The 23,126-nt window shown below is 73.0% G+C and carries 22 protein-coding genes; 15 read left to right on the forward strand and 7 right to left on the reverse strand.

From position 1 onward, the window contains the following. Positions 1–53 precede the first annotated feature (53 nt). Positions 54–635, reverse strand: coding sequence for a hypothetical protein (locus ABZ810_RS24600; protein ID WP_358406826.1), 582 nt, complete (start codon positions 633–635; stop codon positions 54–56). Between the two features lie 134 nt (positions 636–769). Here ABZ810_RS24600 and ABZ810_RS24605 point away from each other — a divergent pair, with 134 nt between their 5' ends. Beyond that, entirely contained in the window at positions 770–1,930 is a 1,161-nt protein-coding gene (locus ABZ810_RS24605) for a histidine kinase (RefSeq protein ID WP_358406828.1), read from the forward strand. Beyond that, on the forward strand, positions 1,927–2,607 hold the full coding sequence (locus ABZ810_RS24610; RefSeq protein WP_358406830.1) for a response regulator transcription factor: 681 nt from the start codon (positions 1,927–1,929) through the stop codon (positions 2,605–2,607). Before ABZ810_RS24605 ends, ABZ810_RS24610 begins: the two co-directional genes overlap by 4 nt. Positions 2,608–2,652: 45 nt before the next feature. On the opposite strand, the gene ABZ810_RS24615 is transcribed toward ABZ810_RS24610, so the two are convergent. Beyond that, positions 2,653–3,804 (reverse strand): EAL domain-containing protein, encoded by a 1,152-nt coding sequence (locus tag ABZ810_RS24615; protein WP_358406832.1) that lies wholly within the window; start codon positions 3,802–3,804, stop codon positions 2,653–2,655. 131 nt (positions 3,805–3,935) lie between these two features. Continuing rightward, entirely contained in the window at positions 3,936–4,331 is a 396-nt protein-coding gene (locus ABZ810_RS24620; protein WP_358406834.1) for an ABC transporter permease, read from the reverse strand. A gap of 113 nt (positions 4,332–4,444) precedes the next feature. Here ABZ810_RS24620 and ABZ810_RS24625 point away from each other — a divergent pair, with 113 nt between their 5' ends. The 6 genes from ABZ810_RS24625 (at position 4,445) to ABZ810_RS24650 (ending at position 9,705) form a co-directional block, all read left to right on the forward strand. Further along, positions 4,445–5,086: an AIM24 family protein gene (locus ABZ810_RS24625; RefSeq protein WP_358406837.1), complete on the forward strand. Its 642-nt coding sequence runs from the start codon at positions 4,445–4,447 to the stop codon at positions 5,084–5,086. Continuing rightward, positions 5,086–5,736 (forward strand): AIM24 family protein, encoded by a 651-nt coding sequence (locus ABZ810_RS24630; RefSeq protein WP_358406839.1) that lies wholly within the window; start codon positions 5,086–5,088, stop codon positions 5,734–5,736. Before ABZ810_RS24625 ends, ABZ810_RS24630 begins: the two co-directional genes overlap by 1 nt. Positions 5,737–5,738: 2 nt before the next feature. Continuing rightward, positions 5,739–6,527, forward strand: coding sequence for an AIM24 family protein (locus tag ABZ810_RS24635; protein WP_358406841.1), 789 nt, complete (start codon positions 5,739–5,741; stop codon positions 6,525–6,527). 228 nt (positions 6,528–6,755) lie between these two features. Further along, the gene (locus ABZ810_RS24640) at positions 6,756–8,354 is read left to right on the forward strand and encodes an ABC-F family ATP-binding cassette domain-containing protein (RefSeq protein ID WP_358406843.1); all 1,599 of its coding nucleotides are present in this window, start codon (positions 6,756–6,758) and stop codon (positions 8,352–8,354) included. Positions 8,355–8,470: 116 nt separating this feature from the next. After that, positions 8,471–8,683, forward strand: coding sequence for a helix-turn-helix domain-containing protein (locus ABZ810_RS24645; protein ID WP_012852589.1), 213 nt, complete (start codon positions 8,471–8,473; stop codon positions 8,681–8,683). 194 nt (positions 8,684–8,877) lie between these two features. Next, a complete protein-coding gene (locus ABZ810_RS24650) occupies positions 8,878–9,705 on the forward strand; it encodes an enoyl-CoA hydratase/isomerase family protein (protein WP_358406847.1) in 828 nt (275 codons plus the stop codon). Positions 9,706–9,812: 107 nt separating this feature from the next. On the opposite strand, the gene ABZ810_RS24655 is transcribed toward ABZ810_RS24650, so the two are convergent. Beyond that, on the reverse strand, positions 9,813–11,729 hold the full coding sequence (locus ABZ810_RS24655) for a Xaa-Pro dipeptidyl-peptidase (protein ID WP_358406849.1): 1,917 nt from the start codon (positions 11,727–11,729) through the stop codon (positions 9,813–9,815). Positions 11,730–11,997: 268 nt separating this feature from the next. On the opposite strand from ABZ810_RS24655, the gene ABZ810_RS24660 reads away from it, so the two are divergent. Together ABZ810_RS24660 and ABZ810_RS24665 are read left to right on the forward strand one after the other, a co-directional pair. Then, positions 11,998–13,974 carry an ABC transporter ATP-binding protein gene (locus tag ABZ810_RS24660; protein WP_358407070.1) on the forward strand — a complete coding sequence of 659 codons (1,977 nt, stop codon included), beginning with the start codon at positions 11,998–12,000 and terminating at the stop codon, positions 13,972–13,974. Positions 13,975–14,191: 217 nt separating this feature from the next. Continuing rightward, positions 14,192–14,359 (forward strand): hypothetical protein, encoded by a 168-nt coding sequence (locus tag ABZ810_RS24665; protein ID WP_358406851.1) that lies wholly within the window; start codon positions 14,192–14,194, stop codon positions 14,357–14,359. Here ABZ810_RS24665 and ABZ810_RS24670 read toward each other — a convergent pair. Then, positions 14,343–15,290 (reverse strand): sulfotransferase, encoded by a 948-nt coding sequence (locus ABZ810_RS24670; RefSeq protein ID WP_358406854.1) that lies wholly within the window; start codon positions 15,288–15,290, stop codon positions 14,343–14,345. The genes ABZ810_RS24665 and ABZ810_RS24670 overlap by 17 nt on opposite strands. Positions 15,291–15,422: 132 nt before the next feature. On the opposite strand from ABZ810_RS24670, the gene ABZ810_RS24675 reads away from it, so the two are divergent. The 3 genes from ABZ810_RS24675 to ABZ810_RS24685 all read left to right on the forward strand — a co-directional run bounded on the left by ABZ810_RS24675 (position 15,423) and on the right by ABZ810_RS24685 (position 18,319). Then, entirely contained in the window at positions 15,423–16,190 is a 768-nt protein-coding gene (locus ABZ810_RS24675) for an NAD-dependent deacylase (protein WP_358406857.1), read from the forward strand. Positions 16,191–16,406: 216 nt separating this feature from the next. After that, positions 16,407–17,429 carry an LD-carboxypeptidase gene (locus ABZ810_RS24680; protein ID WP_358406860.1) on the forward strand — a complete coding sequence of 341 codons (1,023 nt, stop codon included), beginning with the start codon at positions 16,407–16,409 and terminating at the stop codon, positions 17,427–17,429. After that, positions 17,426–18,319 (forward strand): hypothetical protein, encoded by an 894-nt coding sequence (locus tag ABZ810_RS24685; protein ID WP_358406863.1) that lies wholly within the window; start codon positions 17,426–17,428, stop codon positions 18,317–18,319. The genes ABZ810_RS24680 and ABZ810_RS24685 overlap by 4 nt, the downstream gene beginning before the upstream one ends. Here the strand turns inward: ABZ810_RS24685 and ABZ810_RS24690 are convergent. Beyond that, positions 18,247–18,966, reverse strand: a complete 720-nt coding sequence (locus tag ABZ810_RS24690; RefSeq protein ID WP_358406864.1) for a hypothetical protein — start codon at positions 18,964–18,966, stop codon at positions 18,247–18,249. The genes ABZ810_RS24685 and ABZ810_RS24690 overlap by 73 nt on opposite strands. A 135-nt stretch (positions 18,967–19,101) precedes the next feature. Between ABZ810_RS24690 and ABZ810_RS24695 the strand changes: the two genes are divergently transcribed. Next, positions 19,102–20,583, forward strand: a complete 1,482-nt coding sequence (locus ABZ810_RS24695; RefSeq protein WP_358406867.1) for a PLP-dependent aminotransferase family protein — start codon at positions 19,102–19,104, stop codon at positions 20,581–20,583. A 52-nt stretch (positions 20,584–20,635) separates the two neighbouring features. Here ABZ810_RS24695 and ABZ810_RS24700 read toward each other — a convergent pair whose 3' ends face one another. Beyond that, complete coding sequence (locus tag ABZ810_RS24700) at positions 20,636–21,070, reverse strand: CBS domain-containing protein (RefSeq protein ID WP_358406869.1); 435 nt, start codon at positions 21,068–21,070, stop codon at positions 20,636–20,638. Between the two features lie 215 nt (positions 21,071–21,285). Between ABZ810_RS24700 and ABZ810_RS24705 the strand changes: the two genes are divergently transcribed. Further along, the gene (locus tag ABZ810_RS24705; protein ID WP_358406871.1) at positions 21,286–23,064 is read left to right on the forward strand and encodes a glycoside hydrolase family 15 protein; all 1,779 of its coding nucleotides are present in this window, start codon (positions 21,286–21,288) and stop codon (positions 23,062–23,064) included. Positions 23,065–23,126 lie beyond the last annotated feature (62 nt).

The following is a 23,126-nucleotide window of genomic DNA, read 5'->3' on the forward strand; positions in this document are numbered from 1 at the left end:
GCCCGCGCGGTCGTCGCCCGGCGGCCGCCTCTGGAGCGGGCGCCCGCCGGTCGTCAGCCTCGTGCCGCCGGCTCGGCGGGCTCGACGGGGATCTCCTGGCCGGGCTTGGGCTTGGAGGGCCACAGGGTGTGGCTGACCGGCCAGATCGCCCAGATGGCCAGGACGACGCTCAGGCGCCCCATCCAGCCGTACAGGGCCTCGGTGCGGTCGGCGTCGCCGACCATCGTGATCATGGCGAGCAGGATGCCGCAGCCGATCGCCCAGGCGATGGCGGCCTTGCCGAACTCGCGCCACTCGTACCTGGCGCGGGCCATGCCGTACTTGGGCTTGGGAGTGGGCGGCGGGCCGCCCGCGAAGCGGTGGGCGAACCGCTGGTCGGCCCAGCGGACCATGCCGTGGCCGAACGCGACCGAGTAGCCGAGGTAGGCCGCGGCCAGGCCGTGGGTGAAGTCCGCGGTACCGCCGCCGCGGAGGTCGATCACCGTGGCGGTGATGAGCACGACGTCGACGAGCGGGACGCAGATCAGCAGGAACGCGCCGAGCCTGGGCCTCCTGAGCAGGTAGCGGGCGGAGAGCCCGGCCGCCAGGACGAGCCAGAAACCGATCTCACATGCGGCGATGACTGCGAGCAACATGGTTCAAGCCTCCACCCTGGGACCGCCGGAATCGTCGGCGGCAGGGCGGAGATCGGGGGTCGTCCGAACGATGTACGCGGGACCCTCACCGGGGTGGACCCGAGGACCGCCGGGAGGATGCTGAGATAGGGAACGTGCGATTCACCACCCGCCAGGACGTGCTGCTGGCCGCCGCGGCCTTCGCCGGCGGCGCGGTGCTGATCCTCGTGCGTGGTTACGAGAACTGGACCGACACCCCGGTGGGCCTGCGGTTCGTGCCGCTGGCAGTGCTGTGCGCGGGGATGTTGTTCCGGCGCACCCACCCGATGATCGGGTTGCTGGTCGCCACGCCCGCCAACTTCGCCGACGTGGCGCTCGGGCCGTCGCTGGCCACCCTGATGATCTATGGTGACGCGCTCTACGCGGCGAGCCTGTACGGGCCCAAGCGCGCCGCGGCGTGGCTGCTGGGGCTCACCACGGCGGCCTCGCTCGCCGCCGGCGGCGCGATCGGCCTGCTGTCCGGCTCGTTCCGCGGCGCCGTCGTGATCGCCGCGCTGGCCGGGGTCGGCTGGGTGGGTCCGGTGCTGACCGCGATGGTCGTCCGCGAGCACCGCGACCGCGCCGACATGGAGCGGCAGCGGGCGGTCCAGATGGCCCGCCTGTCGGAGATGGACCGGCAGGCGGCGGTCAACGCCGAACGTGCCCGGATGGCCCGCGAGCTGCACGACGTCATCGCCAACCACCTCAGCGCCGTGGCGCTGCACTCGTCGGCGGTGCTCAAGGTCAGCGACCTGGACCGGGAGGGCGTCAACCGGGCCATGGCGGTGATCCGGGAGAACAGCGTCCAGGGGCTCGCCGAGATGCGGCGCATGATCGGGCTGCTGCGCGACGGCGACGCCGACGGCACCGCCGACGCGGCCGCGGTGCCGCGGCTGGAGGGGCTCGACCGGCTGGTCGCGCACACCGCCCGCAGCGACATGAAGGCGGGCCTGCGGGTGGTCGGCGAGGCCCCCGAACTGCCCGCGCCGGTGGAGCTGGCCGCCTACCGCATCGTGCAGGAATCGTTGACCAACGCGCTCAAGCACGGCGCCTCCGGGCGGGTCGAGGTGCTCGTGGAGCACCGCCCGGACAGCGTCAGGATCACCGTCGACAGCCCGCTCGGCCGGGCCGGGCCGCGGCTGCCGGGCTCGGGCAGCGGCCTGATCGGGATGCGCGAGCGCGCGACCATGCTGGGCGGGGACTTCGACGCGGGCCCCGACGGAGATCACTGGCGGGTGCGCGCCGAGCTCCCGCTCGGCGACAGGGAGAGACCTTGATCAAGGTGCTGGTGGCCGACGACCAGGCGGCGGTCCGCGCCGGCCTGGTGCTGATCCTGAACGCGGCGCCCGACATCGTCGTGGCGGGCGAGGCCGCCGACGGCGAGGAGGCCGTGGCGCAGGCCCGGCACCTGCGCCCGGACGTGGTCCTCATGGACATCCGCATGCCCAAGCTGGACGGCATCTCCGCCACCCAGGAGCTCGCCGGGGTCGCCGACGTCCTGGTGCTGACGACGTTCGACATGGACGAGTACGTCTTCGGCGCGATGCGGGCGGGCGCGGCGGGGTTCCTGCTCAAGGACGTCGACGCCGACCACCTGGTGGAGGCCGTCCGCACGGTGGCGGCGGGGGAGGGGATCCTGGCGCCGCAGGTGACCCGGCGCCTGATCGGCGCGTTCGCGGGCCGGCGGGGCGCGGCGCCCGCCGGGCCGCCGGGGCTGGGCGACCTGACGCCGCGCGAGCGCGAGGTGTTCGCCTGCCTGGGGGAGGGCCTGTCCAACGGCGAGATCGCGGCGCGCCTGGAGATGGCCGAGACCACCACCAAGACGCACGTGAGCCGGATCCTCGGCAAGCTGGGACTGCGCAGCCGGGTCCAGGCGGCCATCCTCGCGCAGGAGACGGCCGCTGGCGGCTTTTCCGGGTCGATCAGTGACTCCGGGTCACCTTCCGGCTCCTGACGTCGCAGAGACGATCTCAGCGCCTCGCGGGCCAGGGGTCGTCCATCAGGGCGAAAGGCTGCGGATGAGGTCGCCGACCCGCACGATCCCCATGCAACGTCCCAGCTCGTCGGTGACGACCAGGTCGTCGTAGACCCGGTCGTCCTCGCGCCCGGCGGCGCGCAGCGCGGCGATGGCGGGAACGGTCCGCGGCACCAGGCGCGGCGCGTCGGCGAGCCGCAGCGCGGGCTTGTGCGCGTGGAGGGCGTGCCCGTAGGCGCCCGACAACTTCAGCAGGAAGCGCGTGCGGTCGACGGTGGCGCGCGGCCGCTGGTGGTCGTCCACCAGGACGACGCTGGTGGTCCCGGTCTCGGCGTTCAGCGCGTCGAGCACGTCGCCGGCGGTCGCCGTGATCGGCATCGCCGCCGCGGGCATCGTGAACTCCGAGACCCGCGGCCCGAGGTCGATCCCGTGCGGGGCCGGGTGGCGCTCCTCGCGCGCCGTCACCGGCACCCTCACCCGCTGGCCGGGCCGCCACTCCGGCGGCGCCAGCGCCGGCCCCTGCACCAGCCGTACGCCGAGCTCGCGCACGTGCAGTATCTGCGCCTCGTCGGCCAGCCCCGGCGCCAGCACGTGCGTGCCGATGCGGTGGGCGAGGTCGACCAGCGCGGTCACCAGCGCCGAGCGCCGCGGGTCGGACGCCGTCCTGCGCGCGAGGCCGGGGTCGAGCCTGATCAGGTAGGGCGCGACGTCCAGGAGAAGGTCCAGGGGCGCGTGCGCGGCGCCGAGCCCGCCCAGCCCGACCGGGTATCCGGCCCGGCGCAGCGCCTGAAGGGCCGAGCTCACCGCCTGGCGGTGCGCCGGCGGGAAGCCTCCGTTCACGCAGATGATGACCTCGCTCGGCCGGCGGCCGGTGTCGAGCAGGCCCTGGTGGAGTTCGCCGAGAGCCGTGTCGCCGAGCGCCAGCGTCTCGGCGCGCAACCCGATCGTCAGCGGCAGGCGGGTGCCGAGCTCGGCCGCGGCGCGGGCGGCGTCCACCGCGCGGCGCAGGTCGTCGGCCGAGGGGTCCGGGCCGGCCAGGGGGTCGGGTCCGGTGAGGGGGGCCGGCTCCTCGGGCGGGCCGGTGTGCGGCTCCACGGCGATCACGTTGCCGGTGTCCAGGTCGACGACCGGCTGGAACACGGCGCGTGCCGGGACGAGCAGTTCGAGGGCTGACACAACCGCATCATGCCGTCGTGATCATGACAAAAGGGATGTTGTCAGCAGAAGTTAACGCACAATTCGTCGGCCGCGATCCGGCCCGGTGGCGGCCCGGTGGCGGCCCGGCGGCGGCCCGGTGGCGGCCCGGCTCAGATGCCCCGGCCGCCCGCGAGCGCCGAGATCGTGTAGGTGGCGCCGGCCAGCGCGGCCAGCCAGGCGTACGGGGTGACGTCGGCGCCGCGCAGCCCCTGGACGACCACGGCCGCCACCACGGCGGCGGTGAGCACGTCGCCCGTCATGGCCGCCGACTTCAGGTGGGTGCGGGCCCGGTAGCCGCTGCCGAAGCCCTCGCTGATGGGCAGGGCCGGCTCGTTGCGCCGGTAGGCGAGATGGGCGGCGTATCCGGCCAGCACGGCCAGGGCGACGAGCGCGGTGCCGCCGCGCCCGTCGGCCGCCAGGACGGCGGCGACCACCACGCCGGCGGCGAGGGCGAGACCGGGCGCGATCCAGCGGCCGATGCCGCGGTGTTCGGGGGCGAGCCACATGGCAGACATCTTTCCCGATCGGGGCACGGATGGGACGCCTAACACGCGGGTCCTCTCCTGGCGAGCCCCGGACCGGCCCCTTTGCCGTGTCCTGGCCGGTATGTTGTGGCCTCGTGGCGCAATTCAGACTGAACGGCTCGAAGATGCTGGCCGTCGATCTGGCCGGTGAGACCATCCGGGCCTTGAACGGGTCGATGGTCGCCTACGACGGGCAGATGACGTTCAAGCGGCAGGGGATGAGCGGCGGTGAGGGGCTGCGCGGCGCGCTCAAGCGCCGCATCGCCGGCGAGGGCATGACCCTCATGGAGATCACCGGGCAGGGCACGGTCTTCCTGGCGAGCGAGGCGACCGAGGTCACCCTCGTGCCCCTCAACGGGGAGACGCTCTTCGTCGAGTCGGAGAGCCTGCTGGCCCTCGACGGGCGGCTCCAGACCGGCGTGCAGTTCACCGGGCTCCGCGGGATGGGCACCGGCCAGGGCCTGGCCACCACCAAGGTGGAGGGCCAGGGCATGGTGGCGATTCTCTCGGACGGCCCGGCGATCGCGCTGGAGGTGAGCCCGGGGACGCCGCTGTGCGTCGACCCGCACGCCTACGTCGGGCACCGCGGCCAGCTCCAGCAGGACGTCGTCACCGACGTCAACTGGCGCACCGTGATGGGCCAGGGCTCGGGGGAGAGCGTGCAGTTCCGCTACCAGGGGCACGGCCTGGTCTACGTCCAGCCCGCCGAGCGCGGCGGCGGAATTCTGGAGATCTGATGCCGGGATACACCTCGATCAACTCCAAGATGCTCCAGGTGCCGGTCGGCCCGGGGCAGGAGGTCTACAGCAAGCGCGGTGCCATGCTCGCCTACACCGGCCGGGTGCACTTCGCGCCGACCTCCACCGCCGGGCAGGGCATGACGCGCACCCTGGGCCGCGCGGTGGCCGGCGAGCGCACCGAGCTGATGCACGTCACCGGGCAGGGCAGCGCCATGTTCGGCCAGCACGGCCTGTACGTCCAGGTCATCGAGCTCGCCGGCGACACCCTCTACGTCGAGGCCGACCGGCTGCTGGTCTACGACGCGAGCCTGCAGGCGGGCACGATGTTCATGGGCGAGCAGGGCGGCGTCGGCGGCGTGATCCGCGGCGCGGTCAGCGGCCAGGGCCTGTTCACCACCACGCTCACCGGCCACGGATCCTGCGCGGTGTTGTCGCACGGCGGCGTGACCGAGATGCCGATCACCCAGCAGCGCCCCGTCCACGTCGACCCCCAGGCCTACGTCGCGCACCGCGGCCAGGTCCAGAACAAGCTCTCCACCGCGATGGGGCTGCGCGACCTGGTCGGCCGGGGCTCGGGCGAGGGCTTCCAGCTGGAGCTGAGCGGCCAGGGCGTGGTCTACGTCCAGGCCAGCGAGAGGAAGATCTGACGATGTCGGTGCCCACGTTCAACCCGATGACGCTGCCGGCGAACGACAACGTCAACTCCTACGCCTTCAGCGTGGACCTCAACGGCCAGTGGTTCACCCAGAAGGGCAAGATGATCGCCTACTACGGGCAGATCAAGTTCGAGGCGCTGTCGGCCGGCCCGCTCGACCAGCTCGTGCGGGCCAACTTCCACTCGCCGCTCTACGCCGCCGACTGGGTCGTGGCGTCGGGCCAGGGCAAGCTGCTGCTCGCCGACCGGGGCTTCGACGTCAACTCCTTCGACCTCGACGACGGCAACCTCACCGTCCGCGCCGGCAACCTGCTGGCCTTCGAGCCCGGCCTGGAGCTCAAGCAGTCGATCATCCCCGGGTTCCTGACCCTGATCGGCACCGGGCGGTTCGTCGCCGCCTCCAACGGGCCGGTGCACTTCGTCGAGCCGCCGATCAGGATCGACCCGCAGGCGGTGCTCGGCTGGGCCGACTGCCCCTCGCCGTGCCACCACTACGACCACTCGTACATGCGCGGGGTCATGGGGATGGCGCGGCAGGTGTTCGGCGTCGGCGGCACCTCGGGCGAGGAGCACCAGTTCGACTTCACCGGGCAGGGCACGGTGCTCATGCAGTCGTCGGAGGCGGTGGCCAACGAGGACACGCTCCTGCGCGACCTGGAGGGCCAGGTCGGCATGCTCGGCACGAGCGGGCTGCGGCGGCTGCACGGCACGATCGGCCAGCGGCTCTCGTCCGAGAGCGGCGGGCAGCAGCGCGGCGGCGGCATCGGCGGCCTGTTCGACTGACCCGCCGTCCCGGCGCACACTCCCTCCGGCCGGTCCGGGACGACCGGCCGGAGGGGGCGCCACGTCACGTACACTGTGCGGATGGTTTCGCTCCCGAGCTGACAGGTCCCCACAACGCGCGTCGCGGTCCAGGCACCGCCGGCGCGCGTTCGCGCGTCCGCCTGTTCCACGCGTCCGCCGCTCTGCCAGCCGCCCGAGCCTTTTTCCGTCAGGGGAGCCCTGTCCACAGTGATCATTGCGAACGACATCGAGCTGCGCGCCGGATCCCGGCTGCTGATCGAAGGCGCCACCTTCCGGGTCAACCCCGGCGACCGGGTGGGCTTCGTGGGCCGCAACGGCGCGGGTAAGACCACCCTCACCAAGGTGCTGGCGGGCGACGCGCAGCCGGCCCAGGGCACGGTGACCCGGTCCGGCACGCTCGGCTACCTCCCGCAGGACCCGCGCGGCGTCGACCTCGACGAGCTGGCGCGCGACCGGATCCTGTCCGCGCGCGGGCTGGACGAGGTCATCCGCAAGCTGCGGATCGCCGAGGACCAGATGGCCACCGCGACCGGCGCCGACCGTGACAAGGCGGTCCGCAGGTACGGGCGGCTCGAGGAGCGGCTGCACATCCTCGGCGGCTACTCGGCGGAGTCCGAGGCGGCCTCCATCGCGTCCAGCCTGGGCCTGCCCGACCGGGTGATGACCCAGCCGCTCGGCACGCTCTCGGGCGGCCAGCGGCGCCGGGTCGAGCTGGCCCGGATCCTGTTCTCCGACGCCGACGCGCTGCTGCTGGACGAGCCCACCAACCACCTCGACGCCGACTCCATCGTCTGGCTGCGCGACTTCCTGAAGTCCCACCAGGGCGGCCTGGTGGTCATCAGCCACGACGTCGAGCTCCTCGACGCGGTCGTCAACCGGGTCTTCCACCTCGACGCCAACCGCAGCGTCATCGACATCTACAACGTCGGCTGGAAGAAGTACCTGGAGCAGCGCGAGACCGACGAGCGGCGCCGCAAGCGGGAGACCGCCAACGCCCAGCGGCAGGCCGCCACGCTCCTCGCCCAGGCCGACAAGATGCGCGCCAAGGCCACCAAGGCCAAGGCCGCGCAGCAGATGGACCGGCGGGCCCGCCAGCTCCTGGCCGGCGCCGAGGGGGAGCGGCAGGCCGACAAGGTCGCCAAGATCCGTTTCCCCGAGCCGGCGCCCTGCGGCAAGACCCCGCTGACCGCGGAGGGTTTGTCGAAATCGTACGGATCTTTGGAGATCTTCACCGATGTGGACCTCGCCGTCGACCGCGGCAGCCGCGTGGTGATCCTCGGCCTCAACGGCGCGGGCAAGACGACCCTGCTGCGCCTGATGGCGGGCGTCGACAAGCCCGACACCGGCCAGGTCGTCCCGGGGCACGGGCTCCGGATCGGCTACTACGCCCAGGAGCACGAGACCCTGGACGTCGACCGGTCCGTCCTGGAGAACATGCAGTCCTCCGCGCCCGGCCTGGCCCCGGTCGAGGTGCGCAAGATCCTCGGATCGTTCCTGTTCTCCGGAGACGACGTCGACAAGCCGGCCGGGGTGCTGTCCGGCGGGGAGAAGACCCGGCTCGCGCTGGCGATGCTCGTGGTGTCGAGCGCGAACGTGCTCCTGCTCGACGAGCCCACCAACAACCTCGATCCGGCGAGCCGCGAGGAGATCCTCGGGGCGCTGCGCACCTTCGCCGGCGCCATCGTCATGGTGACCCACGACGAGGGTGCGGTGCAGGCGCTCCGACCGGAAAGAGTGATTTTGCTGCCCGATGGTGTCGAAGACATCTGGAGTGACGAGTTTGCCGATCTGGTGGCACTTGCGTGACCTGCGCGGCAGCTATCGCAGATCTTTTCTGGCGGAGTGGGTAGCCGAACTGGCGGGAATGACTGATCATGGCGGGGGATAACGCAGCGGTCACCACATCACTACGGGAGGTACTCGTGGCCGAGACCCTTAAGAAGGGCACCCGCGTGACCGGTGCCGAGCGCGACAAGCTGGCGGCGGAGCTCAAGAAGAGGTACGACTCCGGCGAGAGCATCCGCGCCCTGGCAGCCGCCACCGGCCGCTCGTACGGGTTCATCCACCGGATTCTGACCGAATCCGGCGTCAACCTGCGGGGACGCGGTGGCGCCACCCGTGGCAAGAAGTCCTGAACGGACGTCGACCCCCGGATGAGCACACCGCCTGACCCGTCGCCGCGACCGACCGAGTAAGGTTCGGTCGCGGCGGCGGGATCGGGTGGCCGGCACGTCACCGGCGGTGCCGGTACCGCATGACGCCGGCGGGGGCATGAGTCAGGTGACTTATGCCCGAGCCAACGACCTACGTCACGCGGGAAGGGGATGTCATGGCGGACGCGAGGGTGGAGGAACCGCGGCCGGATCCGGCCACCGGCCCGAGCGAGGCCCTACTGGCCGAGGCGGGGCTGCGGTTCGAGGTGGACGGCGCGATCGCGACGATCACGCTCGACCGGCCCGAGCGCCGCAACGCCATGACATTCGCCACCTGGCGGGGGCTCGCCTCGATCGGCGAGTCCCTGCCGGCCGGAGTCCGCGTGGTCGTGGTGCGCGGTGAGGGCCCCTCGTTCTCGGCGGGCATCGACCTGGGCATGTTCTCCGGCGGCGCCCAGGCGGGCGACGCCTTCCCCGACGGCGCGGACGCCGAGGCCACCGACGCGTTCATCGCCGGGCTCCAGGCGGGCTACACCTGGCTGCGCCGGCCCGAGATCGTCTCCATCGCGGCCGTGCACGGCCACGCCATCGGCGGCGGGTTCCAGCTCGCGCTCGCCTGCGACATCCGCGTGATCGCCGATGACACCAAGTTCTGCATGAAGGAGCCCGCGCTCGGGCTCGTGCCCGACGTGACCGGCACCAAGCCGCTGGTCGAGATCGTGGGCGTCAACCGGGCGCTGGAGTTGTGCCTGACCGCCCGCACGGTCCTCGCCGACGAGGCGGCCCGGCTGGGCCTGGCGGAGCACGTGGTGCCCCGCGACGCCCTCGACAAGACGGTCGGCGAGCTCACCACCGCGCTGCTGGCGATCAACCCGGGTGCCGCGGTGGCCACCAAGCGGCTGATCCTGGAGGCCCCGACCAACACGCTCGAGGAGCAGTGCGCGGCCGAGCGCCGCGAGCAGATCGGCCGCCTGCGCGAGCTCTTCGGAGCCCAGAACGCCTGAGCCCGCGCCCCTGAGGCCCTCAGGGAACGCCCGGCCCGGCTCGCGCCGACACGTTCGAAGGCCCGGACCCCCTCCATGGGGATCCGGGCCTTCGCGCGTGCGTACGGCTACTTCAGGGCCGAGCGGCCGGCGCCCGCCACCGGCAGCAGCACCTTGCTCGTCCCCGGCTGCAGGGCGAGCGTGGTCCCCGCCGGGTAGCGGAGCGTGTAGTCGTAGTCGGTGGACAGGACGATGATCCCGAGCCGGTGGCCGGGCTTGAAGACGTAGTCGGTCGGCTCGAAGTCCCACCGGAAGTCGTACGCCCTGCCGGGCTTGATCGGCTCGGTGCGGCTCGGGCTGTGCCGGTTGCGCGCGTCCAGCCAGCCCCGCGTCACGATCTTGTACGGGGCGGTCTCGACGCGGTGCGCCTGCCGGGTGGTGCAGCCGTCGTCACCCGGCACGCCCTGCCCGAAGCAGACCCGCTCGCCGGTGTCGATCCGCGCGCCGGTCGGCCTGGTGTCGGTGCCGTAGTCGACCAGCAGTGCCGTCAGGTACGGCGAGCGCCCGGCGAGCGAGGCGCGGAACGACGCCTTGGGGATGCCGTTCACCCGCACCGGCTCCTTGAGCGCCGGGGTGAGGAACGCCAGCCGGTTGGGGTCGGCCTGGTCCTCGTTCACCACCAGCTGCTCGGCGGTGCGGGTGCGGCCCGCGTCCACCAGCGACTGCTCGGGGCCGCGGCGCGGCAGAAGCGACAGCGTGCCGGGCTGCCCGGCCGGTCCCGCGTTCAGGCTCAGCGGGACGGTGCGGGTGCCGGGCACGGGCCAGTCGCGCGCGGTCTCCCACTGCCCGGGGGCCCGCTCGATGTCGACGCGCGGCTCCTTGGTGATGCCGTTGTCGATGTTGTAGAGGAACCGGTCGAACCAGGCGCCGGTCTGGCGCAGCCACTCCTCGAGCCGCCACCGGAACGGGGTGGCGTGGCTGGCCTGGTGCAGCCAGAGCTTGCGCGGCACGCCGGTCTCCTTGAGGGCGTTCCACCACTGGACCGAGTTCTTGACCTTGACGTTCCAGTCGTTCAGGCCGTGCACGACCATGACGGCGGCGCGCACCTTGCGGGCGTCGCCGATGTAGTCGCGGTCGGCCCAGACCTTGCTGTAATCGCCGGTCTCGCGGTCCTGCGTCGCGGTGAGCTCGTCGATGACCTGCTTGCAGACCTCGGGGTTCTGCCGCGTCAGCACGACCTTGGCCAGGACGTCCAGGTCCTCGCCCTGGAACCCGCCGGGGGCCAGCACGCCGCCGTTGGCGCGGTAGTAGTCGTACCAGCTGGAGATGGCCGCGACCGGCACGATCGCCTTGAGCCCGACCACGCCGCTGGCCGCGGCCATGTTGGGCAGCGTGCCGTTGTACGACTGCCCGATCATGCCGACGTCGCCGGTGGACCAGCCGGCCTTGACCTCGCCGCCGTCGGCCGCCCAGCCCTTGGCGCGGCCGTTCAGCCAGTCGACGGCGGCCTTGGCCCCTGCGGCCTCCTGGCGGTCGCCCGAGGTCGGGCAGCCGGTGGAGCCGCCGGTGCCGATGCTGTCGAGGTGGGCGACGGCGTACCCGCGCGGGATGTAGTAGTTGTCGAGGTAGCCGGGGAAGATCTCGGCGAGGTTGCGCGGGGCGGCCTTGAGCGCCCTGGCCTGCGGGCCGTCGATGTCGACCGGGTGCATGGGCACGTCGTCGTGGGTGCCCGCCCAGTAGGGGCTGGCCTCGACGATCGTGGCGACCTTGAGGCCCTCGTTCGTCTCCTTGGGCCGCATGATGCGCATCTGGACGCGGTCGCGGACACCGTCGCGGTCGCTGTCGACGGTGGTCTCGATGCTCACCGTCTGGGTGACCGCGTCGGCCCGGGAGAAGACCGGCCGGGTCGCGCCGTTCTCCACCTCGATCTGCGGGCGGGCCGGCGCGCCGGGTGCGGTCGCTCCTGCCGGGAGTGCGGTCGTGGCGAGGAGCGCGGCCGTGAGGGTGATCACGCCGGCGCCGCCACGCGTCAGTCTTCGGGTCAAGGGGGGCTCCTGACGGGGAGGTGAGCCTTCTCTGGGTGGCTCACATCTACTACCGAACGGCTACAAAGTCCACAAGATCAACCAGAGGTGGCCAGGGGTCCGGCCGGTGCCGGACTTTTCGCCGACAGCTGAGCCGGGAAGCGCCTCGGGCCCCGAGGTGTTGTCGTCGGCGGAAATTGAGATGCTTACTTGATTACGTCTGCGTACGGCGTGCGCGAAGCGCGCGGGAACCGGCGCACGGTGAGATCTTCGGAGGCCGCAATTGTCGATGCCGGGTATGCCGGGCAACGGCTGGCAGGTGATGGCGTCGTACCGCCGGGACGGCTCGGTCACCCAGCAGAAGCTCAAGCCCGGCACGGTGCGGCGCATCGCCGGATACGCCCGCCCCTACGTCCGCGAGCTGGTGCTGTTCCTGCTGCTGAACTCGCTGGCCGCGGTGATCGTGGTGGCCAACCCGCTGCTGCTCAAGACGATCATCGACCACGGCATCGTGCCCGGCCGGCAGGACCTGGTGATCTGGCTGGCCGTCGCGGTCGCCGCGCTGGCCCTGGTCGAGGCGGTCCTCGGGCTCGCGCAGCGCTGGTACTCGGCGCGGGTCGGGGAGGGGCTGATCTACGATCTGCGCACCCAGGTCTTCGGCCACGTGCAGCGGCAGCCGGTCGCGTTCTTCATGCGGGCCCAGACCGGCTCGCTGGTCAGCCGGCTCAACAACGACGTGATCGGCGCCCAGCGCGCCCTCACCACCACCTTGTCGTCGGTGGTCTCCAACGTGATCAGCGTGGTCCTGGTGCTGATCACCATGCTGATCCTGTCCTGGCAGGTCACGCTGATCGCGCTGCTGCTGTTGCCGATCTTCATCTTCCCGGCCAAGTGGGTGGGCAAGCGGCTGCAGCGCATCAGCCGCGAGCAGATGCAGCTGGACGCCGAGATGAGCTCGCTGATGACCGAGCGCTTCAACGTGGCCGGCGCGATGCTCGCCAAGCTCTACGGGCGGCCGCGCGAGGAGGAGGACAACTTCTCGGCCCGCGCCGCCCGCGTCCGCGACATCGGCGTGGTCGCCGCCATGTACGGGCGGGTGTTCTTCACCGCGCTCACCCTCGTCGCGGCCCTGGCCACGGCCATGGTCTACGGCGTGGGCGGCGTCCTGGTGGCCGACGGCTCGTTCCAGCTGGGCACGCTGGTCGCCCTGGCGACCCTGCTGACCCGCATGTACGGGCCGCTGACCGCGCTGTCCAACGTCCACGTCGACGTGATGACCGCGCTGGTCAGCTTCGACCGCGTGTTCGAGGTGCTCGACCTCAAGCCGCTCATCCGCGACCGCAAGGACGCGGTGGCGCTGCGCACGGAGCACGAGCGTGAGCACGAGCGTGAGGACGGGCGCGAGGGCGGCCCCGGGCGGCCCCCGGCCCCGGCGATCGAGTTCGACGCCGTGGACTTCCGCTACCCGGCCGCCGACGAGATCTCGCTGGCGTCGCTGGAGTCGATCGCGCGCACCGACAGCGCGCCGGCCCGGCCGGTCCTGCACGGCGTGACGTTCACCGCCGAGCCGGGCGAGCTGGTGGCGCTCGTGGGACCGTCCGGGGCGGGCAAGTCGACGATCACCCACCTGGTCCCGCGGCTCTACGACGTCGACGGCGGCGTGGTGCGCGTCGGCGGCAGCGACGTCCGGGACGTGACGCTGGAGTCGTTGCGCGCCCAGGTCGGCGTGGTGAGCCAGGACGCCCACCTGTTCCACGACTCGATCCGCGAGAACCTGCGCTACGCCCGCCCCGACGCCACCGACGAGGAGATCCTGGCGGCGCTGCGGGCGGCCCACATCGGCGACCTGGTGGCCGACATGCCCGACGGGCTCGACACGGTCGTGGGCGACCGCGGCTACCGGCTCTCCGGCGGGGAGAAGCAGCGGCTGGCGATCGCCCGGCTGCTGCTGAAGTCGCCGTCGGTCGTCGTGCTGGACGAGGCCACCGCGCATCTGGACTCCGAGTCCGAGGCCGCCGTCCAGCGGGCGCTCCAGACCGCCCTGGCCAGCCGGACCTCGCTGGTCATCGCCCACCGGTTGTCGACGATCCGGGAGGCCGACCAGATCCTGGTGGTCGAGAACGGCCGGATCGTGGAGCGCGGCCGCCACGAGGAACTCCTGCTGAACGGGGGCCTGTACGCCGAGCTCTACCGCACCCAGTTCGCCCACCAGAGCGGGCAGAACGGGCAGGGCGGGCGTACCGCCGAGCCGCTCGGCGCGGAGTGAGCGGATCGATACCCTCCGGAGGATGGCGGCTCGCCCGCGCGGGTAGATAAGCCGTCGACGACGGGGTGGTCGCGTGCGCAAGGCGATCGTGTTCACGGTGCTGGCGGCCGCCGGGATCGCCGGAATTCCACTGGACGCGCCGGGACGGCAACCAGGTGGCCATCTGCCGCCGTCACAGTGAGAGTGACGGGCACACGGTCGCGGAGAGGAGACCAGAGTGCGACTGATGATCGGCAACGCCGCCATCGACCCCGTGCGGGTCGCGAAGAGCGGACCCGCCCGCTATACCGTCCTGCTGGTCGGCCTCGGCGCCGCCGGCGTGGCGCTGGGCTGGCGCGGGCCCGACGTCGCCGCGTCGGCGACGGCGGTCATGCGGCGCCGCTGAGCTGGTAGCCCAGCCGCCCCAGCTCCTGGCCGGCGACCTTCTCCACCTGGATCAGCTGCCGGGTGGTGAGCCGGTCGCGCCATCCGCCGGGCCGGCGCTCGTCGATCTCCCGGTCGCCGGGCCGCACCAGCCCCGACAGCGCCACCTTGGAGATCGGGGAGCCGAGGTAGTTCGACATCGCCGCGGCGACCTTGCCCGGGCGGGCGACCAGGTCCTCGTACCGCACGGTCATCAGCTGGTCGTCGGGCGTCTGGGCGCGCAGCCGGGCGCTCAGCCGCACCGAGCCGCGCCAGCGCAGCGCGCAGCGGACCGCCATCGCGGCGGTGGGCCACCGGTCACGTTCCAGCACGTCATCGACGCCGAAGAACGGGTTGGGGAAGACGTCGTCCAGGTTGGCCAGCCCCGGGCGGAACCACGCCAGGCAGCGCTCGTCGCCGAGCATGTCGGCCACCACGTCCCGGCCGTCCCTGATCACCTGCAACAGCTGGGCGTCGGGGAACGCGTCCAGCAGCACGTCGGCGCTGTAGAGCAGGTCGGGGGAGGCGTCGGCGAACCGGGAGACCCCGCGCGGGCTGGCGCACGCCTCCGCGGGCCCCTCAGCGGGCGTCTCCGGGGGCCGCGGCCCCGACAGCTCCCGGCATTCGGGCGGGCACTCCGCGCAGCCGCGCGGCGAGATCTGCCAGGCCTCGGCGTACGCGTCGCGCAGGACCCGGGCGGCGCCCCGGCCCCGCTCGGAGGCGATCGCCGGGCGGCGGGCGAAGGCGTAGGTGACGCGGAGCACGCCGGGCCGCCCCGCGGTCAGATGGAACCCGGTGGACCGTTTGATCGCGCGCGCGACGAGGTCCGCACCGGAGTGGGGGGCGCCCAGGACGAAGACGGGGCGGCGGACCTTGGTGCCGTTGATCACCAGAATGTGCGGCGTCGACCTCATACGAATGCCCAGTTTCCCACTTCCCCGGCGGTGTCGCCGACCACGACGCACCGCATCCGTCCTGACCTGATCCCCGTTCGCCCGTGGGATATTCGGAGCAGAACGGGGCGTTCCGGTCCTAACCTTGACTCCATGGACCAGCCCCAGACGCTCGCCCAGTGGCTGCCCGAGGCCCAGGCGATCACCGTACTGTCCGGAGCGGGGATCAGCACCGACAGCGGGATCCCCGACTTCCGCGGACCCCAGGGCGTCTGGACCAAGGACCCGGCCGCCGCGGCCATGTCGACCATCGGCGCCTACCTGTCCGACCCCGAGGTGCGCCGCCGGGCCTGGCGGTCACGGCGTGATCATCCGGCCTGGGACGCCGAGCCCAACGGCGGCCACGCCGCCCTGGTCGACCTGGAACGGGCGGGCCGGCTGCGGGCGATCGTCACGCAGAACATCGACGGGCTGCATCAGCGGGCCGGGTCCGGCCCGGAGCGGGTGATCGAGATCCACGGCACGATGCGCGACGCCGAGTGCCTGGCGTGCGGGCTCCGCACGCCCATGCCCGAGGTCCTGGCCCGCGTGGACGCGGGGGAGGAGGACCCCCTGTGCCCCGAGTGCGGCGGCATCCAGAAGTCGGCCACGATCTCCTTCGGGCAGGCGCTCAAGGAGGACGTCCTGGACGCGGCGATCGGCGCCGCCCGGTCCTGCGACCTGTTCGTCGCGGTGGGGACGTCGCTGACCGTCCAGCCCGCCGCCGGGCTCTGCCTGGAGGCCGCCGAGCACGGCGCCCGGCTCGTGATCATCAATGCCCAGCCCACTCCCTATGACGGCCTGGCCGACGCGGTGCTGCGCGAGCCGATCGGTACGACCCTGCCGCGGCTCGTGGGGCTCGCGTGCGGGACCGGCGCGTGACTTTCCTCTGTGGTGGAAATTACGTGAGCCTTTGTCGCGTATGCCACGTACAAGTCTGTGGTGCGGGTCACATGGGGCCCGATGCCGCTGGTGCGCTCCGGCGGAGGGTGTTCTCATGGTGAGGATCTGTTGGCGGGTCGTGACCGGCGGCCTCTTCCGCTGGCGTCCTTCTCCTGACAAGCTCTATCCGTTGCGGTGCGAGGAGGGATCGGCTTGATGAGCGGGGGCGCCCGGGGGTTCGCCAGGCTGCGGGCCGGGGACCGGGTGGCCGTGGTCGCGCCCAGCGGGCCGGTCGATCCCGGCCGTCTGGAGGCCGGCGTCGGCGTACTGCGCGATCTCGGCCTCGACGTGGTGATCGGCAAGCACGCGCTCGACCGGGTCGACCTCGGCGGCGACGAGCCGGTGCGCGACGACCGGCAGCGGCTGGCGGGCACCGACGCCGACCGGGCCGCCGACCTCCAGGACGCCTGGTGCGACCCCGGCGTGCGGGCCGTGATCTGCGCGCGGGGAGGCTACGGCGCGACCCGCGTCCTCGACCACCTCGACTGGGAGCTGATGGCCCGCGCGACCGCCGAGGCGGCGGCCGGCGGGCGCGGGCCCGCGCTCCTGCACGGATCCAGCGACATCACCGCGCTGCACCAGGCCTTCGCCGCCCGGTTCGGCGTCACGACCGCCTACGGGCCCATGCCGGCGGGCTTCCTCGCCGAGGCCGCGGGCGACGACCGGGAGGCGTCCCTGGCGAGCCTGCGCGCGACGTGGTTCGGCGGCGGGGCGGCCGGGGCCTCAGGGGCCGCGGAGTCCGTCCGCGGCACCCACGCGCTGCGGCCGGGCACCGCCGAGGGCGACCTCACCGGAGGCACCCTCTCGCTGCTCACCGCGACGCTCGGCACCCCCTACGCGCCCGCCCCCGCCACGGGCCGCGTCGTCCTCCTCGAAGAGGTGTCCGAGGCCCCCTACCGCATCGACCGGATGCTGACCCAGCTGCTCCAGGCGGGCTGGTTCGACGGCGCCGCCGGCGTCGCGCTCGGCGCCTGGACCGACTGCGGCGACCCGGCCGAGGCCGACGCGGTGGTCAGGGCCCGGCTCGGCCCGCTCGGCGTCCCGATCCTGGCCGGCCTCCCGGCCGGCCACGGACCCCGCCAGCTCACGCTCGAACTCGGCGCCCCGGTCCGGCTGGACGCCGGCGCCGGGACGCTGACCCCGCTGACCCTGCAAGCTCCCGCAGGAGGTGCCCGATGAGCGGCAGGCACGCGCGTCCCAGCGACTGGGACGACGGCGCGCTGGACTCGCTTCTGGTCCTGGTGGCGGAGAGCCTCGGCTACACGTGCCGCCAGGTCCCCGGTGACGTCATGCTGCTCGAGGGGGCCAACCGGCTCCACGTCAGCCTGCGCAACCTGCGGCAGCTGGCCCGGCTGGTGCCGCGCAACGACTGGCCGGCGCTGGTGTCCGACCACGTCACCACGATCGTCACCGCGATCGAGGAGCCACTGGACCTGAGCGACTTCGAGCTCGCCCAGAACCTGCTGCGCACACGCATCTACCCGGCCGAGGCCGACAACGGCGTGCTGGCCGCGCGCCCGTTCGCCCCCGGGCTCATCGAGGCCGTGGTGGTCGACACCCCGACCACCGTGCGCACCGTGACCACCGAGGAGATGAACGGCTGGCCGGTGTCCGGCGACGCGCTGTTCATGCTGGGCCGGGCCAACGTGCGGGCCGACGGGCCGCTCCAGCTGGACGAGCAGGACCTCGGCGGGGTCCGGGTGTCGGTGCTGCACGGCTGGACGTTCTACGCCGTCACGCACCTGGCCTGGCTCGAGGAGTACCTGCCGATCGGGCCCTACGGCGCGCTGGTCGTGGCGCCCAACCGCAGCCTGATCATCGCCCACCCGATCCTGCCGCCGCCCACCGGCGGCATCCGCGCGGGCTACCGGTCCGCCGTCGCCGCGGCGCGCGAGCTGCAGGGACAGGCCCACCAGGCCTACGAGGACGGCCCCGGATCGCTCAGCCCGCACCTCTACTGGTGGCGCAACGGCGAGCTGTCCCTGCTGGAGACCCGCTACGACGGCGACACGCTCGTGCTGCCCGACGACTTCCGCTCGGTGCTGACGACGCTCGCCGCCGAGCCCTGATCGGCCCCGCCCGCCGGGCGGCAGGCCGGTGACGGCACGGGGCGGGGCTGAGGGAGGGCCTCCCCGGCGGGCGCGACCCGCAACCTCGGGATGAAGACGTGCGCCAGCGGCCCGATCGCGACCGCGTACAGCAGCGTGCCGATGCCCGCCGTGCCGCCGAGCAGCCACCCGGTCGCGAACACCGTGAACTCGATCCCGGTGCGGACCACCCGGATCGAGTGGCCGCGCGCGGCCAGCCCGGTCATCAGGCCGTCCCGGGGGCCGGCCCCGAAGCCCGCGCCGATGTAGAGGCCGGTGGCGAAGCCGCCGATGAGGATCGCCGAGATCAGGAACGCCCACCGGACCGCCGTGGCGTCGGGGTCGGGCAGCAGGAACAGGAACAGGTCGGCGAACGCGCCCACCAGCACGACGTTGCTGATCGTGCCCAGTCCGGGCTTCTGTCGCAGCGGGATCCAGAGCAGCATCACCAGCGCCCCGGCGATGATGATCCAGGCGCCGATCGACAACCCGAACCGGCGCGACAGGCCCTGGTGGAACACGTCCCACGGGTCGTTGCCGAGCCCGGAGGCCACCTGAAGGGCGATTCCCAGCCCGTACAGAGCCAATCCGGCGTAGAGCTGCACCAGCCGGCGCACCATCAAGGCCATTCTCCGGTCATCCCTTCTCACGGGCCGCCACCTGCTGAGGAAGCGGACCGGAGCGACCCCTCGGCCGCTCCGGCGTGATCAGTCTGGTCTCAAGTGGACTGGTATCAAAAGAGCCAATATGCGAAAGTGGTCTGCATGAGTACCCGGTACGTGAGCGGCGTCCAGCTGGCCCGGCTCCTCGGCGAGGTCCCGCACGAGCGGCCCTTCTACGCCGCGCTCGCCCGGGAGGTGCGCGCGCTCGTCCTCGACGGGCGGCTGGCACTGCGCACGCGCCTGCCCGCCGAACGTGACCTGGCCGGGGCCCTGGGGGTGAGCCGCACCACCGTCACCGCGGCCTACGACCGGCTGCGCGACGAGGGGTTCGTCGAGAGCAGGCAGGGCGCCGGGAGCTGGACGGCGCTGCCGCCCACCAAGATGACCGCGTCCCCGGCCCGGGAGGTGCCGTCGGTGTCACCGCCGTTCGGCGCCGGCCGGTTCGGCATGGCGCACGCGCCCGAGGGGGCCGGTTTCATCGACCTCGGCTGCGCCACCCCGGGCGCGCCGCGGATCTTCGAGGAGGCCGTCGCCGCCGCGACGGCCGAGCTGCCCCGCTACAGCGGCGGGCCGGGCTACGAGCCCGCCGGGCTGGCCGAGCTGCGCGAGGTGATCGCCGACGGGTACGCGGCCCGCGGCGTGCCGACCCGGCCGGACCAGATCGTGGTCACCACCGGCGCCCAGCACGCCTTCACCCTGCTGACGCAGATGATGGTCGACACCGGCGACGCCGTCATGGTCGAGCGTCCCACCTACCCGCACGCGCTCGGCGCGCTGCGGCGGCGCGGGGCGCGGCTGGTGCCGGTCGGCGTCAACGAGGGCTGGGACCTCGAGCTGATCGCCGGGAGCATGCGGCAGGCCGCCGTGCGGCTCGCCTACACCGTCGCCGACTTCCACAACCCGACCGGCCGGCTGATGGGGGAGGACGACCGGGCCGCGCTGGTGGACGCCGCCCGGCGGGCCGACGCGTTCCTGGTCGCCGACGAGACGTTCGCCGAGCTCGGGCACGACCTGTCCGCGCCCCGGCCGGCGCCCCTGGCGGCCTTCGACCAGGGCGGCCGGGTCATCACCATCGGGTCGGCGTCCAAGCTGCTGTGGGGCGGCCTGCGCATCGGCTGGATCCGCGCCACCGCCCCGCTGGCCCGCCGGCTGGTGCTGCTGCGCGAGGCCGTCGACATGGCCAGCCCGGTGCTCGACCAGCTGATCGTGCGCGAGCTGCTGCTGCGGGTCGACGAGGTCCGCGCCGAGCGCGCGGCCACGCTGGTGGCCCGCCGGGACGCGCTCGCCGCCGCGTTGCGCGAGGACCTGCCCGGCTGGCGGTTCACGCTGCCCGACGGAGGCATGTCGCTGTGGGCGCGGCTCGGCGCACCGGTGGCCACACTGCTGTCGGAGGCGGCGGGCCGCTACGGCGTCCGCGTCGTGCCCGGCCCGGTCTTCGGCGCGGACGGCGTGCTCGAGGACTGCGTCCGGCTGCCCTACGTGCTGCCGCCGGACGTGCTGCGCACGGCGGTGGAGCGGCTGGCCGCCGCCTACCGGGAGGTGGAGGCCGCCCCCGTCGCCCGCCCTCTGCCCGCCTACGTGTGACCGTCACGGCCCTGGACCGGCAAGCGCCGGTCCAGAACCGATCAAGGGCGGGTCAAGGGGCGCGCTGGATGTAGTCCACCAGGTGCTCGCGTTCGCTCTCCAGCTCGTCGATCGCGCTCTTGACGACGTCGCCGATGCTCACCAGGCCGGCCAGCCGCCCGTCGTCGACGACGGGGATGTGCCGGAAACGGCCCTCGGTCATGGTCTGGCGCAGCTCGTTGACCTCGTCCGCCGGGGCGCAGGTGTGCACGTCGGCGGTCATGATCTCGGAGACGGGGCGGTCGAGCAGGCGGGCGCCGTGCTCGTGCATGCGGCGGACGACGTCTCGTTCGGACACGATGCCGGCGATGGTCGCGCCGTCCGGCGAGACCACGGCCGCGCCGATGTTGTGCTCGGCCAGGAGGGCCAGGAGCTCCCGGACGGTGGCATCGGGCCCAACGGTGGCCACCGCGTTCCCTTTTCTCCGCAGGATGTCGCGAATGCGCATTATCAACACTCCGGCGTCGGTATGAATGGGTTTTCGCGTGCCCCGCCGCGGTCCTCTACTGCCAAGGTCGCATGTTCGGGCCGTCGCCGGAACCCCGTGGCGGTAAACGCTTCACGCGGGAGGCAGGTGATCGTCGCGGCTGCGGCATGTGCCCAGTCGATCAAGGGTAGGCCCGGACCGGGGTGATCGGGCCGCCAACGACAGGGGGAGACGACGTGCCGGGACGCATCGAGGACTACGCGCTGATCGGCGACTGCCAGAGCGCGGCACTGGTGCGCACCGACGGGTCCATCGACTGGCTGTGCCTGCCGCGATTCGACTCCGAGGCCTGTTTCGCCGCCCTGCTGGGGGACGAGGAGAACGGCCGCTGGCGGATCGCGCCGGCCGGGGGAGGGGCCGCCACCCGCCGCCGCTACCGGGGCGACACGCTCGTTCTGGAGACCGAGTGGGAACTGCCCGGGGGCTCGGTGCGGCTCATCGACTTCATGCCGCACCGGGGCGAGGCGCCCGACATCGTGCGGATCGTGGAGGGGCTGTCGGGCGAGGTCGCCATGGCGTTCGACCTGCGGCTGCGGTTCGGCTACGGCCATCGAGTGCCGTGGATGCACCAGGCGGACGGCCAGCTCGCCGGCATCGCCGGGCCCGACGCCATCTGGCTCCGCAGCCCGGTCAAGGTGTCCGGGCGGGAGTTCGCGCACACCGCCGAGTTCACCGTGCGGCCCGGGGAGCGGATCCCGTTCGTCCTCACCTGGCATCCCTCCCACCTGCCCGCGCCGCAGCCGGTCGACGCGCTGCGCGCGCTGGAGGAGACCGAGGACGAGTGGAAGCGCTGGGTGGACCGCTTCTCCTACCGGGGCACCTACCGCGACGCGGTCATCCGCTCCCTCATCACGCTCAAGGCGCTCACCTACCAGCCGACCGGCGGCATCGTCGCCGCGCCCACCACCTCGCTGCCCGAGGCCGTCGGCGGCGTCCGCAACTGGGACTACCGCTACTGCTGGCTGCGCGACGCCACGATGACGCTGGACGCGCTGCTGCGCAGCGGCTTCACCGACGAGGCGGACGCCTGGCGGCAGTGGCTCCTGCGCGCCGTCGCGGGCAGCCCCGAGGACGTCCAGATCATGTACGGGGTGGCCGGCGAGCGCCGCCTCACCGAGTGGGAGGTCGGCTGGCTGCCCGGTTACGAGGGCTCCCGGCCGGTCCGGGTGGGCAACGCCGCGGCGGGACAACTCCAGATGGACGTGCCCGGCGAGGTGATCAACTCGCTCTACCTCGCGCGCCGGGCCGGGCTGCCGCCCGCCGAGGAGATCGCGGCCATGCAGGAGTCGCTGCTCGACTACGTCGAGCGGCGCTGGGAGGAGCCGGACGAGGGCCTCTGGGAGATCCGCGGCGGCCGCCGCCACTTCGTGCACTCCAAGCTGATGTGCTGGGTGGCGTTCGACCGGGCCATCAGGATCTCCGAGGAGTTCGGGCGGCCCGGGCCGGTCGACCACTGGCGCACCCTGCGCGACCGCATCCACCGCGACATCTGCGACAAGGGCTTCGACGCCGTCCGCGGCACGTTCACCCAGTCCTACGGCTCGCCGGACGTCGACGCGGCGCTGCTGCTCATACCCCAGGTCGGGTTCCTGCCGGCCCGCGACCCGCGCGTCGTCGGCACGATCGAGGCCGTGCGGCGCGAGCTGGCGGGCGACGGGTTCGTCCGCCGCTACCCGACGCACGAGGGCAGGGCCTCCGACGGGCTGACCGGTGAGGAGGGCGCGTTCCTGGCGTGCTCGTTCTGGCTCGCCGACGGCCTGCTCGCGATCGGGCGCGAGGACGAGGCGCGCGAGCTGTTCGAGCGGCTGCTGTCGCTGCGCAACGACGTCGGGCTGCTCGCCGAGGAGTACGACCCGCGGGCGGGCCGCCAGGTGGGCAACTTCCCGCAGGCCTTCAGCCACGTGCCCCTGATCCACACCGCCTACGAGCTCGACGGCCACCGCGGCGACTGGTGACGGCCGGGCCCGGCGCCGTCCCGCCCGCCCCGTCGCGCCCGGCCCGTCCGGCCCAGGCGCGC

Origin of the sequence: Spirillospora sp. NPDC047279 (assembly GCF_040643285.1) — a bacterium.
Taxonomy (GTDB): Bacteria; Actinomycetota; Actinomycetes; order Streptosporangiales; family Streptosporangiaceae; genus Spirillospora.